This window comes from Paenibacillus naphthalenovorans, from assembly GCF_900099895.1.
Classification (GTDB): Bacteria; Bacillota; Bacilli; order Paenibacillales; family NBRC-103111; genus Paenibacillus_G; species Paenibacillus_G naphthalenovorans.
In genome coordinates, this window is record NZ_FNDY01000013.1 from 64,419 (window position 1) to 79,588 (window position 15,170).

Consider the following 15,170-nt stretch of genomic DNA (forward strand, 5'->3'; position numbering starts at 1 on the left):
ACAATTATGCTAATTATTCATTAAATTGGAAAACAAGCTTCGGTACTCTGTAGGCGTCTTCCCTTCCAGCCGCTTAAAGGTTGTGGCAAAATAGCCGGCATTCGCAAATCCGGTATTATTCGCAATGACTTCAATCGGCAGCGAGGTCATTTTGATAAGCCGCTTCGATTGTTCCACCCTGTATTTCGTCAAGTATTCGATAAACGTAACGCCCATCTCCGCTTTAAACAAACGGCTGAAATGAGAAGCGCTAAGATACACCCAATCGGCCACTTCGTTCAAGGTAATCGGTTCGTAGAAATGGTTGTGAATATACCGGATTACGCTTTGAATCGGATTTCCGAGATCCATCTCGACCGGTTTGGAGGGGGATGGCGGGGTCCCCAAATAATTGGTTTCCATCATTAACCCCGGAAGCAGAAGGCCGTCCAAGGCCGTAAGCAGCTCCGTGTCAGTAAGCGGTTTCAGAAAATATTTGGAAAATCCTGCGTTTATGGCCATTTGTACGGTTTCGAACATTTTCAAATACGTCGCTACGATGATCGAAACCTTCGGATTCATTTCCATCATCTTTTTCCCCAGCTTGATCCCGTCCAAATCGGGCAAAGACAAATCCAGGATGACGATGTTCGGCTGATTTTGCTTTAACAGAAACAACCCCCGCTCGGCAGAAGCCGCTTCATAAACGGAGAGGTAGTTGTACTGGCTTTCTTCAATGATTAAACGAATGGCTTGGCGACTTTCCGCTTCATCGTCTACAATCAGTAGTCCAGTCAAGACCGTCCCTCCTGCCTTATAATTCCGTGATCGTTAAATGTTCTTTCCGCAATTCGCGGCGCAGCGTTTTTCCCGAAGGGCTTTTTGGAATCTCGTTGACAAAAACGTATTTCCGCGGCCGTTTGAAATTGGACAGCTTGGGATGCTGCTTACAGAACTGATCGAGCTCCTGGGCCGTGAGACTGCTGTCTTTGGGTACGATGAATGCGGCAACAATCTGTCCCCAGCGTTCATCCTCCTCACCCATAACTACGACTTCCCATACCTTAGGGTGCTGAAGCAAAACCTCCTCCACTTCCGTAGGAGCAATGTTTTCTCCCGCCGAAATCACCATTTCATCCACTCGGCCGACCACATACAGATCTCCGTCTTCATCAAAGTATCCCAAATCGCCCGTATGATACCAATGATTCCGGATCGCTTTTCTAGTTGCGTCCGGCCGGTTCCAATACCCTTTAAAGGCTTCTATCGATTCGGCCTGGACCGTGATTTCCCCGATTTCTCCCGGGCGGATGATGGTATCGGAAGAAGAGGCTTGGGAGCCGTCGGTTGGAACCAGCCGGATTTTTTGATGAATCCCGGGCCTTCCGGCGCATCCCGGCTTTTTATCCAGGTTCGAACAGGTGGTGAAGGTATAGATTTCCGTACTCCCATAATGATTGATAAAGTGAGCCGGTTTTAACATCTCAAAACACTTTTTGGTTAGCGCCGCAGACATCGGTGCACCTGCATAGCCGATTTTCTGAAGAGAGGACAGATCAAAATCTGAAAAACGGGGATCCTTCAACAATTCCAGGTACATGCTCGGATACATATAGAGGCAGGTGATCTTTTCTTCAGCCAGAAGCGCAAGGGCTTTTCGAACGTCGAAGTCCGGGGATAGCACATATTTGCCGTTCAATACGCACATGGAAAGAAGCGAGCGGATCCCCATCGTGTGATATAAAGGCATGGCCCCCAGCGTGCTGTCGAATATTTCATAGCGGTTTTGGATAATGTGCGCCATCGTGGAGGCATATTCATTTTTGTGATATCTCGGGACCCCCTTGGGCACCCCGGTCGTGCCTGAAGTGTACAGCATGACGGCTATATCGTCGCTATCATTATGGGAAAAACCGGAAAAATCGCCGATCCCTCTGGAAATCAACTCCTGATAAGAAAGGTCGCCTTCATCCGGATCGAGACTGATAAGAATGGGACGCTCATTAAATTTGGCGCATTGAACGGAGCGCTGACTGAATTTCTCGTATACAACGATTTTGGGTTCCGCATCATTGATGCAGTACTGCGTATCCTCGGGAGAAAGGCGAAGGTTAATCGGCGTAAAGATCGCGCCCAGTTTTTGTACGGCCCAAAACAAACAAACCGTCTCCAGCCGGTTTTTGAGCAGCGCCATAACCCGGTCCCTCTTGACGATTCCCAGTTTTTGAAGAGAAAAGGCCAGCCGGTTTACTTCTTCATTCAATTGCTGAAAGGTCAACACTTTATGGTCCTGCACAAGAGCGATTTTGTTCGGGTATCTCTCAATGGCATAATCAAACGCTGTTCCCAAATCCATTGTGACCGACTCCTCAAACGTTTGTTATTTCTATTGTACAATGATGGCGGCACTACAGTTTTTGTAATTTTGATATTCGGTCTTTTAGAAACCGATCACATTTTTTTCCTTTCTGTAATAAACATTCGTTAATGACCGGCAAAAACCCTCTTGCCTTGAGGCTAATATCGCTTTCACATTCGGCCGATCGAAAGAAAAGAGCTTCTGAAGCGAAGCCCTTTCGAGGAAGAACCATTCGTGGTTTAGATGAAGCTTTTGATGGGGTCTGTCTGACCACCGCCGTGCAGTCCCAACGCGCGCCTCTCCCGGCGCTCGTTGCAGTGGTCGCGATAAAGCGGGGAAAATGTTCAATTTATTTTCAGCTTTACAGCAGTCTCCGATGACATACCAGTAATGCTAAGCTTGCCTCAAAGCAGCCGCCCAGCCCTCCAAATTGTTCGTGCAGACCAGCAGGTCGGAATAAGCGGTCAAAGAGCTTAGCGTCTTCTCGTCGTCCGGTGTCCAGACGATCAATTGAACGTTCTCGGCCCGGCACATTTCCATATAGGCCTGTGTCAAAAAAACGTACTTCATCGACAAGTAACGGATGTTCCATTCCTTCATATACGGGAAAACCGCCGGAGCTGCACCATAAATAATCAGCCCCAAATCAAGCCCGTTATGCAGCTTGCGCGTCCGTTCGACGGCATAGTGGTCAAAAGAAGTCACAATAACCTGCTTCTCCATCCCGGTGCGCCGGATCACATCCACTGCCGCTTCTTCCAAGCCCGGATAAAAATCGCCGGTTTGCTTCAGCTCTATATCAACAATCATTCTGTCCTTGGCGAACAGCAACGCTTCTTCCAATGTCGGAATGCGCTCGCCATCCCCCGCATCCAGCTCGCGAAGCTCCTGAAGCGTATAAGACTTGACGAGTCCTTGCCCATTCGTTGTCCGATTGACGCTGGGGTCATGAATGACGACGGGAACCCCGTCGCGTGTCAGATGCACGTCAAGCTCCACGTGGGTAAAACCAAGCTCCAAAGCGGCTCGGAAGCCGCGTATTGTGTTTTCCGGGAATTTTTGAGGATATCCTCGATGGGCTAAGCCTTTGATTTCCATCCATCACTACCTCCATATTATGAACTATTCCATGATTCCGAAGCAGCCTTCCCCTGCCAGCCTACTACTACCTGTTACCATATCTCCCGAATTTGTGCCGCGGTATATTTATTTAAAGGTTGAATTGGCCATAGCGGCCACAATATGCTTTTGCATAAGCGAAAAGATAATCACAATAGGGATGATCGCCATCACACTCGCCGCCATGATGATATGAAACTCCATGGCTTCGTTGCCGGCGATGGAATCGCGCAGCATGGCAATCCCGACGGTCAATACACGCATCTCGTTGGAATTGGTCATGATCAGCGGCCAGAAGTAGGAGTTCCAGCCGGATATAAAAATGAGAACGCCCAGCGTCACAACGGTCGGAAGCGCCATAGGAAGCAGAATGCGGTACAGCAACCCGAACCGGCCGGCACCGTCGACGCGGGCCGCTTCCAATACATCGTTATTGAGGGACTTCAGCGCCTGACGAAGCAGAAAGATGCCGAATGCCGATGCGCCGTGCGGGACGATGAGCGCCCAATAGGTGTCCAGCCAGCCCAGCTTGGACATCATGACATATACGGGCACGAAGGTGACCTGATCCGGAACAATCATAGCTGCGAGCACGAGGAAAAACAAAGGCTCCCTTCCCGGAAAACGCCCCTTGGCAAAGGCGTACGCCGCCATGAGCGATACGTTCAATTGCAGCACCACCATCCCGAGGGACATGATGAGCGTGTTGCCGAAAAAACGCGCATAGGGAATCACCTGAAAGGCTGCCATATAATTTTCCCATGCGAACGATTGGGGCCATAATGTCGGAATGGCCGACCTCATTTCAAACTGGGTCTTCAGGGAGCTTACCAGCATCCAAAACACAGGAAAGAACATGAGCAAGGTCACGATGACCGCAGCTGCGGCTCTTACCGCGGCCGTCAGACGGTTTCGGCTACCCCTCATAATGCACCTTCTTTCGGCTGATCATCCATTGTACAAGAGTAAGCGCCAGAATCATCACAAACAAAATGATGACCAAGGCCATAGCCCGCCCTGTCTTGAATTCGTCGAACGCCATGGTGTAAATCCAGTAGACCAATGCGTTGGACGCCTTCAGCGGCCCTCCGTTCGTCATAATGTCTACCGATTGGAATACCTGCATGGATGAGATGAATGTCGTGATCACCAGAAATAATGTCATAGGCGACAGCAAAGGCAGCGTAATATGACGGAATAAATGGTACCGGCCGGCACCGTCGATGGACGCCGCCTCATAATATTCTGACGGTATGCCGCGCATACCGGCGATAAATAAAATCATCGCAAAGCCCGCGCCTTTCCACACGGAAACGGCCACAAGCGCGGGAAGCACCGTCTTTTGATCCACCAGCCAATTGACCGGCTCGAATCCAAGCATGCCTATGAGATAATTAAGCAAACCGTATTGATTGTTATAAATCCAAATAAATACCATCGCGGCTACGACCATCGATACATAATAGGGCAGAAAGATCACGCCGCGCATAAAGGCGTAAAAGCGGGAATTGGCCACATTAAACAGCAGCGCCAGCAGCAATCCCGCGACCAGCGTGAACACGACGTCCATCCCGGTATAGATCATGGTGACCTTCAAAGATTGGTAAAAATCCTCACTGGTTAACAATCGGACATAATTGTCCGCCCCGACAAATTTTTTGATGGGACGGGTCATGTTCCAGTTTGTGAAGCTGATATAAATGGAATAGAAGAGCGGATAGTACAAAAAGAGACCTAAAAATCCCAATGCCGGCAAAGCAAACGAAAAATCCTTCAGGGCTTCCCACCGTAGGGGACCGGATCGGCGGCGGGAGGAAGCGGCTTCCGTAACGGACGCCGCCTTCCCGCTGTGATGAGCATGCCATTCCTTCTTCATGTTCATTTACTCGAAATCCGCCAAGATATCGTTTATTTTGTTAGCGGCTTCCTTCATCAGGGGGACCGGGTCTTCATTGTTTAACGCCATTTTCCCCATCACTTCCAAATACTGCTTGCTGAATTCCGGATAAGCCGGATGCTGAAGGCGAGGGGTCACGCTGTCGAAATTATCGAATACCGCTTTATACTGCGGCCATCTTTTGAAATATTCGCTGCCTTCGTTCGAGGAAATCGCCGATTTGCGCGTCGGCAAATAGCCAACCGATTCGGCCCACTTAATATTGTGTTCGGAAGACGTCATGAACTCGATGAATTTCCAGGCGGCTTCCTTCTTTTTCGCATCCTCCTGCTCCATCATGACGATACCCGCTCCCCCGATATTGGAGGTGCGCTGTTTGTCACCCGGCAGGAACGATACGCCCACTTCAAACCCGGCATTTTCCCGATACATTTTCAGCATGGCGGACGTGTGCTGAACCATGGCGATCTGACCGTTCAGGAACATTTGCCGCATGTTGTCGGATGCCCCTTTTCCATATCCGATATGCATGTGCCCTTCATTTTTCCACTTATAGAATTTTTCAATATAGCGTAGTGACTCCGGTGTCTCCACAGCCGATTTTTTCATATCGGAGGTGAGGATCGTTCCTCCGCCGTTCACCAGCCACGGATCGTAGTACCAGGTATCCCAGCCCGGCACGGAGAAGGCATAGCGAACCGTCTTTCCATTCTCCTTCTGCGTCACCTTCTCGTTGAAGGCGTCAATGTCGCTCCACGTTTGCGGAGGCTGCACGCCCAGCTGATCCAGCAAGGTTTTGTTATACACGAATACGCTTGTGCTGACAATCAGAGGGAAGCCGTACTGCTTGTTGTTATATGCGTAAGCCTGCAGCATCCCTTTGGAGAAGTCATCCAACTGCACCTTGTCTCTTTGAATCCATGGCGTTAAATCGGCGAATACACCGCTGTTGGCAAAGTTCGGCAGGGAGGATACTTCCACGTTGGTAACGGCCGGCACGTCTCCCGCCGCAACGGCTGCCTGCAGCTTTTTATGGAGTTCGGCGTAAGCGCCTTGGAAAACGGGTTCTACCGTAATATGGGGATATTTCTTGCTAAACTCGGCGACCATGTAGTTCAAGCCTTCCATTTGGGCCTCGGCATGGGAGTGCCAGTATTGAATGGTTACCGGAGTAGTATCATCCTTCAACCCGGCATCCGCCTGAGCCGTTCCTTCCGTCGTTGTTCCGCCGGAGCAGGCAGCCAAGCTCGCCGCCAGTGTACCGGCTGCCATCGCTGTCATCCATTTTTTCATTTTCATGCCGCATTTCGGCTCCCTTCACTAGTAAAAATCATTGGAAATTAAAAAAGAGACTTCAAGAAACCCGACCAAAAGACAGACCACCCCCTACAAAATACATCGTAAGCAGCGCGCTTTTGGGTTTTCTCATCGTCTCCACCCGTCCGCTTCATTATGAAATTGTTTCCATATCCCGCTTGTAAGCATCAGGCATGGAGCTTTAAGCAGAATCTTGTGCTACCAACGGAATCAAGATTAATCCCAGTCTACTACCCGATTGTTATGAGAATGTTATGGTATTGTTATGGTTTTGTAATGTTTTGACGAGTTTGCTCGGGATACACGGTCACCTTTTCACCGTCGGACACAAACAAGACGTTTCCATTCAATCCGGTGCTGTATACCGTCGCGTTTTCCTTCTCATAGCGTTTAAGAATATCCAGGCTTTGCAAAACATTCGCGCTGATCATTACAATCTCCGGCCGAACGCTTCTAATAAACGGGCCGGACGAAGAGGTCATGTCTCCGTGATGCGGGGCGTGCAGCAGCTTGGCCTGCAGACGATCTCCATACTTCTCGACGAGAGCGTATTCCTGGTTTTTGTACAAGTCGCCTGTCAAAAGAATGCGGTTGCTCCCATGGGTAATCAGCAGCACCAGCGAATGATTATTCAACTCCTCGGTTCCCCATTTTTCGAAAGACCCGGGCGTTGTGCCGACCGGAGGATTCAACACCTCGACCGTTACATCCGATGCCCACGAAAGCCGGTCTCCTTCAAGGAGCTTCGTCTGCGGAATGCGCTTATCCTCCAGCAGCTTCTGCACCTTCCTGTACGTTTCCGTATCGTGAGGAATTCCGTTGTGATAGTATGCCCCTACCGGTTTCGTCAGAAGAAGCGTGGTTAACCCGCCGATATGATCGATATGCGGATGGGTGCTGAGAACCGCATCAAGCTTATGGATGCCAAGCTTGTTAAGCCTCTCCTCGATTTGCGGTCCGGCGGATGGAATACCGGCATCGACAAGCAGCTGCCTGCCGTCAGGAGCCGTAAGCAGGATGGCGTCACCCGATTTTTCCCCGGCTTCCAGGTCAAAGTATCGGATGGCCAGTTTGTCTTGATGCAGTGACGTGTCATAAAACGCCGCTTTCTTTACCGGATTCGAAAACGATTCGCCTTCAGCCGCCCCCCCGCTTGTGCTCGGTTCGCCCGTACAGGACACGAACAGCAGCAAAGCCGTCACAGCCGCGATACCTGTCAGCTTCAATCGCCGGAACCGATTCTTTTTGTGCTCCATCATTCATCACCTCCTGCAACCAAATGAATATCCAAGCCTTGCACAGTACAAGCGGATAACGTTCTAAGGTTAACCTTCGATTGTTAGGACAGTGTTAATGGAGTGTAAAACATATCTTGGACCGCGCGCGGAACCTTCCCGCATGAACGGACCGCTATAGAACGATAGGTAGCCAGGCTTCTCTCGGGATTTCCCGCATCGGTTTCGAAGCGAATTCATTGAGCAGGCCGTATCTAATCCCTATTTTATATATAGGAATTATACGAATTTTGTATTGACGACTGTACCGTCCGGACAGTATAGTAAATTATGGAGGTGAGCCATGAACCGAAATTCGAAACGCACCACGATTTTGCAGGTAGCCTGCCGGCTGGTCAGAAAGTTGGGGGCTTCCCATCTGACGCTGGATGCCGTTGCCAAAGAGGCGGGCGTTAGCAAAGGCGGTCTGCTCTATCACTTTCCCACGAAAGAAGCGTTGATTCAGGCTGCCCTGGATGACTTTCTGGACCGGTTCGATTCGGACACGGATGAAGAAGCCGCCCGCAACACGGCGCTTAACAACCGGTGGGCGCAGGCGTATCTGATCAAGACGTTCGAGATCAGCAAGGAGGATCTGGAGATGAGTTTCGGTATTCTGGCGGCCGCCGCGAATCAACCCAATCTGCTTGAACCCATGCGGCAGCGGTACCTGCTCTGGCAAAGCCGGATGACGGAGGAATGCAAAGACCCGGTTGAAGCGACGGTTGCCCGGCTGGCGGCGGACGGATTATTCTTTTGCGAGCTGTTCGGGTTCGCTCCGCTCGACGATCAGCTTCGTTCCGAAGTGCTGGCCTACCTGCTGACTAAGGTGGAGAGCCGTGAACCGCAACCGTAGGGGGCGGCCGTACGTGTACTTTGGCGGGCTCGGGCGCCCGGACTGAAAGCTCCCACGGCTTTCCGGCGACGGTACCGGGGGGCATCCCGCCGGTTTGCGCTGCAGGGAGCTGCGCCTTTACGCCAATCAGGCCTGTCTCCTCCCGATCGGTACGGCTTGCGCCGTATTCACAGGAATCGGCTCAGCCGGTTCCGTGGCGGCAGGCATCCTGCTGTTCCATGAAACATACAGCAAACGGAAGCTGTTCTAAACTAAGCGCCATCGCTGCGGGCATGATCGGACTGCGCCTTATTTCGTCATTTTGCCACAAAAACCTACTATTTCAATCTGATTAATAAGTTTCGAACGAAAGGATGTGATCGTGTGGCCATCAAAATCCGCCAATCCAACGGCCGCCGGTCGTCCCCGGGAAATGGCTTTTATCTCGCCATTTCCGCCTGCTCGGTCATCGCCGTCCTGCTGTTATGGTGGATAGCCAGCCGCCATGCGTGGGTAAACCCGCTGTTCCTTCCCTCCCCTTCGGAGGTATGGTCGGCATTCGCCGATATCGTCCATGAGGGTTACAAAGGATCGACCCTGCTTGCCCATATCGGCGCAAGCTTCCGGCGGATTTTCCTCGCCTTGATCCTGGTCTTCCTTACAGCGGTGCCGCTTGGGATTGTCTGCGGGAGAAATCGTCTGCTCCGCGCCATCTTCGATCCGTTCATCGAGTTTTACCGGCCGCTTCCGCCGCTTGCCTATTACTCGCTGCTGGTGCTCTGGTTCGGGATTCAGGACACGTCCAAAATTGTTCTGCTGTTCCTCGGCGGCTTCGCCCCGATGTTCATTGCCGCCGTGTACAGCACCCGCCGCATTCCCGTCGACCGGATCAACGGAGCCCGCTCGTTAGGCGCGAACGGACTCCGCCTGTACCTCTTTGTCATCTTCCCTTCCTGTCTGCCCGATCTGTTAACCGGCCTGCGGACGGCGGTCGGAGTAACCTACGCCACCCTCGTGGCGGCGGAAATGGTCGCAGCCGTTTCGGGCATCGGCTGGATGGTGCTGGATGCCAGCAAATATTTGCGAAGCGATATTATTTATGCCGTGATCATCATTATGGGCATCATTGCGATTCTCATCGATTTGGCGATAAGGCTGCTGATTCGGCGGGTATCCCCCTGGATTGAACAATAACAATGGATTAGGAGCGATTAACCATGAACCGATTCGTCAAAATATCTTCCCGTTTGTTCGCCGTTTCCCTCATTGCTTCGCTGCTGCTGCTTATTGCCGCCTGCGGCGGCGGCACAAAGGAAACGACCGGTACCGGCGCCACATCTGCCGGCGAACCCAACGCAGAGCTGCCCAAAGAAATCCGTATCGGCTACCAGGTATCCCCGAACGGCGAACTGATGGCCAAAGCTCTCGGACTCGCAGAGAAGAAATTTCCCGGCGTAAAAATTTCTTGGCTGAAGTTCGATTCCGGACGGGACGTCAATACCGCCATCGCCAGCGGAAGCATCGACTTTGGCCTGGTCGGTACACCGCCGGGCGCTTCGGGCATCGCCCAAGGGCTGCCGAACCAAATCTACTATATACATGACGTCATCGGAGAGAGCGAAGCGCTTGTCGTGCAGGAGAAATCCGGTATCCGGTCGCTGCAGGATTTGACAGGCAAAACCATCGCCACGACCTTCGGCTCCACCTCCCACTTCAGCCTGCTGTCGGCGCTGAAACAAGCCAATATCGATCCAGGGACGATCAAAATCATCGACATGCAGGCGCCGGATCTTCTTGCAGCCTGGCAGCGGGGAGACATCGACGGCGCTTATACCTGGCAGCCTGTTCAATCGAAGCTGCTGGCCGCAAGCGGCAAGGTCATCATCAACTCGAAAGAGGTTGCCGATCAAGGCGCACCGACCGGCGAATTCGGCGTCGTCCACAACGACTTTATCGCCAAATACCCGAACGTCGTCAAACAGTATATCGAAGTGCTTGACGAAGGAACAAAGTATTACCGCGACCACCCGAAGGAAGCGGCCGAGTCGCTGTCCAAAGAGCTTGGCCTGACGCCGGAGGAAACGCTCAAGGCGATGAACGAGATTACCGTGCTCGACGCCTCCCAGCAGACGGACGCCAAATATATGGGAACGCCGGAACAGCCGGGCGTATTCGGTGCGCTGCTGAAAGCAACGGCCGACTTCCTCGTTGAGCAGAAATCCATTAAAAGCGCGCCGGATGCCGCTGTCTTCCAAAAGGCCATCCGCAGCGATCTGTATACCAAGTAACGCAACAATCCTATCTCGGAAAGGTGGCATGATCATGTGCGCATATGTTGAATCGCCAGCCGTTCCCGGCCTGACGGAACCCGGTCGACCGGCGTTATCCGCTTCTCCTCCAAAACCGGCGGACACGGCGGGGATCCGACTGACGGACATTGCGTTAACGTACCGTCAAGGCTCCACACCGCTGCATGTGCTTCAGGACATCAACCTTGCTCTGGAACCCGATGAGTTCGTTTGCGTGCTGGGGCCTTCGGGCTGCGGCAAGTCCTCCTTGCTGAACATTATCGCGGGCTATTTGGAACCGACCGACGGCTCGGTGCGCATCAACGGCGCGCTTCATACGAAGCCCGATCCGCAGGTTGGCGTCGTCTTTCAACACGCCAACCTCTTCCCGTGGCTGACCATTGCCGGAAACGTTGCATTCGGCCTGCGGATGGCCGGCGTCCGCCGGAAAGAGCGCAGGCGCATAGCCGCCGACTATCTGGCCCTGGTCGGATTGGAAGCGGCGGCCGACCTGCTGCCGCATCAGCTTTCCGGCGGTATGAAGCAGCGCGCCGCATTGGCGAGGACGCTGGCCGCGAAGCCCAGCATTGTACTGATGGATGAACCGTTCAGCGCGCTGGACGCCCTCACCCGGGAATCGATGCAGCTGCATTTACGCGACATTTGGCGGCGGACGCTTACATGCATGTTTTTCATTACCCACGATGTGGACGAGGCGCTTCTGCTGGGCCGTCGTATTTTGGTCATGCAGCCGGACCCCGGGCGGATCGTGCAGGACTTTGTCAATCCGCTGTTCCGGCGGGAAGGCGGCGTGTCGTTCAATGAACTGCGCGCCGACAAGGAATTTGCCGCATTACGGCAGCATTTGGTGTCCCTGATCGCAGGAGGCCGTACAGCACAATACTAGGAGGAATCGACGTGGAAATGTTTTGGTATTTGCCCACGATGGGCGATGGGAGGTATCTGGGCACCACAAAAGGCGCCAAAATCACGAATATGCACTATTTCCGCCAGATCGCGCAGGCGGTGGACCAGCTCGGTTATTCCGGAATGCTTGTTCCCACGGGACACGCCTGCGAAGACGGATGGGTCGTGGCTTCGGCGCTGATGCAGGCGACGGAGAAGCTGAAGTTTCTCGTTGCGGTCCGTCCAGGCGGTATTTCGGTAAGCATCGCCGCCCGGATGGCGGCGTCGTTCGAAAGGCTGTCGTCCGGACGGCTGCTGATCAATGTGGTGACCGGCGGCGATCCCATCGAAATGAAGGGCGACGGCATCTTCCTCTCACACGGAGAGCGTTACGAAGCGACCGACGAATTCCTGACGGTATGGAAACGGCTGATGAGGGGCGAAACCGTTACCTTCCACGGAAAACATATCCGGGTGGAAGGGGCGAAACTGCAATACGTCCCTTTCAGCCGGCAGTCTCCGCCGCTCTTTATAGGCGCCTCTTCGGAGGCGGGCCATGCCGTGGCTGCCAAGCATATCGATACGTACCTGACGTGGGCCGAAACGCCCGCCATGGTAGCGGAAAAAATCGCCGATGTGAGAAGCCGCGCCCAAGCCCTCGGCCGCCGGATCAAATTCGGACTTCGCGTCCAGATTATTGTCCGCGAAACGGCGGAAGAAGCATGGGCGGCAGCCCGGAAGCTGATACAGTATGTGTCTGAAGAGGACGTTCGCGAGGCGCAGGCGATGCTCGAACGGTTCGATTCCGTCGGCCAGCGCCGCATGACCCAGCTCGTACGCGACAATCGGCACAAGCCGGAAATCAGCCCGAATCTTTGGGCCGGAATCGGTCAGGTGAGAGGCGGCGTTGGAACCGCACTGGTCGGCAGCCCCGACGAAGTGGCCGAACGGCTGAAGGAATATGCGGCTCTTGGAATCGATACGTTTATCCTTTCCGGTTATCCGCATCTCGAAGAAGCGTACAGAATTTCGGAGCTGCTGTTCCCGAGATTGCCCGTCACGTATCCCCAACGGCCGAAGGAAACGGAATGGACGCCGATGGGCGAGCTGCTGGCGGAAAACATAAAGCCCAAATCATCTTGAACAAACAAAAGCCCCTCCCAACAAGAGGGGCTTTCCCGACATTTTCGGACAGCTTTCGCACCGCCTGATCATCAGACCCCTGAATACGCCATGAATCCGCCGTCTACCGGAATCGTAATTCCGGTTACGAAGCCCGACATCTGCTCATCGGCCAACCAGATCATCGTTCCCAGAAGATCTTCGGGAGATCCGAATCTCCGCATCGGGGTATGGGCCAAAATTTTATTCGATCTTTCCGTTAAAGACCCGTCTTCGTTGGTTAACAGCTTCCGGTTTTGTTCGGTCAGGAAAAAACCCGGAGCAATGGCATTGACGCGAATGCCCACATTCGCCATATGCACCGCCAACCATTGAGTCAGGTTGTCAATCGCGGCTTTGGCCGCACTATAGGCAGGAACCTTGGTCATCGGGGACGGCGCGCTCATAGAGGACATATTAATGACCACCGCGCCTTTGCGGTTTATCATTTTCCTGGTGAAGATTTGTGTCGGAATGAGCGTACCCATTAAATTCAAATCAAAAACATATTCGAACCCTTCTTTGCTCAAATCAAAAAAAGTCGTGATTTCATGATTATCAATATCTTCCAATTTTAAGATTTCATTCGTCGTCGTTCCTTTGGGATGATTACCTCCCGCTCCGTTGATCAGGATGTCGCAAATGCCCAGCTCTTTCGAAATGATTTCCTCGGCCTTCTTTACGCTCTCCACATCCAATACGTTGCAGGGGACAGCTATGGCCGTACCGCCTGAATTTCTGATTTCCTGAGCCACCTTTCGGCCCTTTTCTTCATTCAGATTCAAAATGGCCACTTTGACGCCTTGTCGTCCAAGCTCTTTGGCCATGGCCCCGCACAGGACTCCGCTTCCACCGGTAACGACCGCGACTTTCCCTTGCAAATTGCTGTTCAACTGCAGCATTACGCTCTCTCCTTTTGCAGTCTGTCTAGTGTATCCCAGATTCCCCACAGGTACATGATGCCGAGAGCCCTGTCATAAAGCCCGTAACCGGGACGGCACTCTTCATTCCAGATATGTCTGCCGTGGTCGGGTCTGGCATACCCGGTAAACCCGTTTTCATGATAAGCTTTGACGATATCATATATGTCTACCGAACCGTCCCGGGTTCGATGGGAAGTCTCAATAAAATCGCCGTTATCGTACACCCTTACATTGCGGATATGGGCGAATGGAATCCGGTCCGCGAACTCCCGAACCATCTCCGCTATATTATTGTTTGGATTCGCGCCCAAAGAACCGCTGCAAAGCGTGACGCCATGGTATGGATTATCGACAAGCTTTAACAGCCTTCTGATGTTCTCCCGATTGGTGATAATTCTCGGCAGTCCAAATACGGACCACGGCGGGTCGTCGGGGTGAATCGCCATACGGATGTAGTTCGCCTCGGCTACGGGAATAATCTGCTCCAGGAAATAGTGCAGGTTATTCCATAAATCTTCCTCCGTTACATGCTTATAGGCTTCGAATAATTGGGAAAGATAAGCTAATCTCTCCGGCTCCCAGCCCGGTATCGTAAACTTTGGATTGTCCGCAATTTGATGCACCAATTCCATCGGGTCTATCTGATCCAGCTTCGCCTTTTCATAGAAGAGGGCGGTGGAGCCATCCTCCAGCTCCTTGTACAAGTCGGTTCGTATCCAATCAAAAACCGGCATGAAATTGTAGCAAATCACCTTTACACCAACGGACGCCAGCTTCTCTATCGTTTTTTTATAGTTTTCAATATACTGATCCCGGGTAGGAAGACCCAGCTTAATATCCTCATGAACATTCACGCTTTCCACGACATCGATGTTGAACCCATAGTGTTCGGCATGGTTTTTAACTTCAATGATTTTGTCCATGGGCCACTCTTCCCCTACGGGAACGTCATGAAGCGCCCATACGATACCCTCTACGCCGGGGATTTGTTTAATTTGGTCAAGAGAAACATGATCGTTTCCCTCGCCAAACCATCTGAATACCATTCTCACGCTTGCTCCTGCCTTTCAGTCATTATCGGGATTCCACACAGTAAACATGCACATCAGCTT

General features: G+C 52.5%; 15 protein-coding genes. 6 read left to right on the plus strand and 9 right to left on the minus strand.

What is annotated here, in order from left to right; all coding sequences use genetic code 11:
- Nucleotides 1-9 precede the first annotated feature (9 nt).
- From BLT35_RS14315 to BLT35_RS14345, 7 genes are all read right to left on the minus strand, one after another.
- Nucleotides 10-777: a helix-turn-helix domain-containing protein gene (locus tag BLT35_RS14315; RefSeq protein WP_074728575.1), complete on the minus strand. Its 768-nt coding sequence runs from the start codon at nucleotides 775-777 to the stop codon at nucleotides 10-12.
- Nucleotides 778-793: 16 nt separating this feature from the next.
- Nucleotides 794-2,335 (minus strand): class I adenylate-forming enzyme family protein, encoded by a 1,542-nt coding sequence (locus BLT35_RS14320; RefSeq protein ID WP_074728577.1) that lies wholly within the window; start codon nucleotides 2,333-2,335, stop codon nucleotides 794-796.
- A gap of 396 nt (nucleotides 2,336-2,731) precedes the next feature.
- Nucleotides 2,732-3,436, minus strand: a complete 705-nt coding sequence (locus BLT35_RS14325) for a glycerophosphodiester phosphodiesterase (protein WP_074728579.1) — start codon at nucleotides 3,434-3,436, stop codon at nucleotides 2,732-2,734.
- A 108-nt stretch (nucleotides 3,437-3,544) separates the two neighbouring features.
- A complete protein-coding gene (locus BLT35_RS14330; RefSeq protein ID WP_074728581.1) occupies nucleotides 3,545-4,384 on the minus strand; it encodes a carbohydrate ABC transporter permease in 840 nt (279 codons plus the stop codon).
- Nucleotides 4,374-5,333 carry a carbohydrate ABC transporter permease gene (locus BLT35_RS14335; RefSeq protein ID WP_074728641.1) on the minus strand — a complete coding sequence of 320 codons (960 nt, stop codon included), beginning with the start codon at nucleotides 5,331-5,333 and terminating at the stop codon, nucleotides 4,374-4,376. The genes BLT35_RS14330 and BLT35_RS14335 overlap by 11 nt, the downstream gene beginning before the upstream one ends.
- Before the next feature lie 6 nt (nucleotides 5,334-5,339).
- Nucleotides 5,340-6,653 (minus strand): ABC transporter substrate-binding protein, encoded by a 1,314-nt coding sequence (locus BLT35_RS14340; RefSeq protein ID WP_074728583.1) that lies wholly within the window; start codon nucleotides 6,651-6,653, stop codon nucleotides 5,340-5,342.
- A 281-nt stretch (nucleotides 6,654-6,934) separates the two neighbouring features.
- The gene (locus BLT35_RS14345; RefSeq protein WP_062409791.1) at nucleotides 6,935-7,930 is read right to left on the minus strand and encodes a ComEC/Rec2 family competence protein; all 996 of its coding nucleotides are present in this window, start codon (nucleotides 7,928-7,930) and stop codon (nucleotides 6,935-6,937) included.
- A gap of 319 nt (nucleotides 7,931-8,249) precedes the next feature.
- Here BLT35_RS14345 and BLT35_RS14350 point away from each other — a divergent pair, with 319 nt between their 5' ends.
- The 6 genes from BLT35_RS14350 (at nucleotide 8,250) to ssuD (ending at nucleotide 13,117) form a co-directional block, all read left to right on the plus strand.
- Complete coding sequence (locus tag BLT35_RS14350) at nucleotides 8,250-8,801, plus strand: TetR/AcrR family transcriptional regulator (protein WP_054817497.1); 552 nt, start codon at nucleotides 8,250-8,252, stop codon at nucleotides 8,799-8,801.
- A gap of 94 nt (nucleotides 8,802-8,895) precedes the next feature.
- A complete protein-coding gene (locus tag BLT35_RS14355) occupies nucleotides 8,896-9,051 on the plus strand; it encodes an SMR family transporter (RefSeq protein ID WP_082660873.1) in 156 nt (51 codons plus the stop codon).
- A 119-nt stretch (nucleotides 9,052-9,170) separates the two neighbouring features.
- Nucleotides 9,171-9,974, plus strand: a complete 804-nt coding sequence (locus BLT35_RS14360) for an ABC transporter permease subunit (RefSeq protein WP_074728645.1) — start codon at nucleotides 9,171-9,173, stop codon at nucleotides 9,972-9,974.
- A 23-nt stretch (nucleotides 9,975-9,997) separates the two neighbouring features.
- Nucleotides 9,998-11,068, plus strand: a complete 1,071-nt coding sequence (locus BLT35_RS14365) for a taurine ABC transporter substrate-binding protein (RefSeq protein WP_074728585.1) — start codon at nucleotides 9,998-10,000, stop codon at nucleotides 11,066-11,068.
- A gap of 34 nt (nucleotides 11,069-11,102) precedes the next feature.
- Entirely contained in the window at nucleotides 11,103-11,975 is an 873-nt protein-coding gene (locus tag BLT35_RS14370; RefSeq protein ID WP_083351303.1) for an ABC transporter ATP-binding protein, read from the plus strand.
- A gap of 11 nt (nucleotides 11,976-11,986) precedes the next feature.
- Complete coding sequence (ssuD, locus tag BLT35_RS14375) at nucleotides 11,987-13,117, plus strand: FMNH2-dependent alkanesulfonate monooxygenase (protein ID WP_074728587.1); 1,131 nt, start codon at nucleotides 11,987-11,989, stop codon at nucleotides 13,115-13,117.
- Between the two features lie 71 nt (nucleotides 13,118-13,188).
- Here the strand turns inward: ssuD and BLT35_RS14380 are convergent, their stop codons facing one another.
- Both BLT35_RS14380 and uxuA read right to left on the minus strand, forming a co-directional pair.
- On the minus strand, nucleotides 13,189-14,037 hold the full coding sequence (locus BLT35_RS14380; RefSeq protein ID WP_062409793.1) for an SDR family oxidoreductase: 849 nt from the start codon (nucleotides 14,035-14,037) through the stop codon (nucleotides 13,189-13,191).
- Nucleotides 14,037-15,110 (minus strand): mannonate dehydratase, encoded by a 1,074-nt coding sequence (gene uxuA, locus BLT35_RS14385; RefSeq protein ID WP_054817495.1) that lies wholly within the window; start codon nucleotides 15,108-15,110, stop codon nucleotides 14,037-14,039. Before uxuA ends, BLT35_RS14380 begins: the two co-directional genes overlap by 1 nt.
- Between the last annotated feature and the right edge of the window lie 60 nt (nucleotides 15,111-15,170).

Excerpts from the sequence above, each read along its gene's own strand:
- BLT35_RS14320 (WP_074728577.1), bottom strand. The coding sequence starts at position 2,335 with ATGGATTTGGGAACAGCGTTTGATTATGCCATTGAGAGATACCCGAAC.
- BLT35_RS14325 (WP_074728579.1), bottom strand. The coding sequence starts at position 3,436 with ATGGAAATCAAAGGCTTAGCCCATCGAGGATATCCTCAAAAATTCCCG.
- BLT35_RS14330 (WP_074728581.1), bottom strand. The coding sequence starts at position 4,384 with ATGAGGGGTAGCCGAAACCGTCTGACGGCCGCGGTAAGAGCCGCAGCT.
- BLT35_RS14335 (WP_074728641.1), bottom strand. The coding sequence starts at position 5,333 with ATGAAGAAGGAATGGCATGCTCATCACAGCGGGAAGGCGGCGTCCGTT.
- BLT35_RS14340 (WP_074728583.1), bottom strand. The coding sequence starts at position 6,653 with ATGAAAATGAAAAAATGGATGACAGCGATGGCAGCCGGTACACTGGCG.
- BLT35_RS14345 (WP_062409791.1), bottom strand. The coding sequence starts at position 7,930 with ATGATGGAGCACAAAAAGAATCGGTTCCGGCGATTGAAGCTGACAGGT.
- BLT35_RS14350 (WP_054817497.1), top strand. The coding sequence starts at position 8,250 with ATGAACCGAAATTCGAAACGCACCACGATTTTGCAGGTAGCCTGCCGG.
- BLT35_RS14365 (WP_074728585.1), top strand. The coding sequence starts at position 9,998 with ATGAACCGATTCGTCAAAATATCTTCCCGTTTGTTCGCCGTTTCCCTC.
- BLT35_RS14370 (WP_083351303.1), top strand. The coding sequence starts at position 11,103 with ATGTGCGCATATGTTGAATCGCCAGCCGTTCCCGGCCTGACGGAACCC.
- BLT35_RS14380 (WP_062409793.1), bottom strand. The coding sequence starts at position 14,037 with ATGCTGCAGTTGAACAGCAATTTGCAAGGGAAAGTCGCGGTCGTTACC.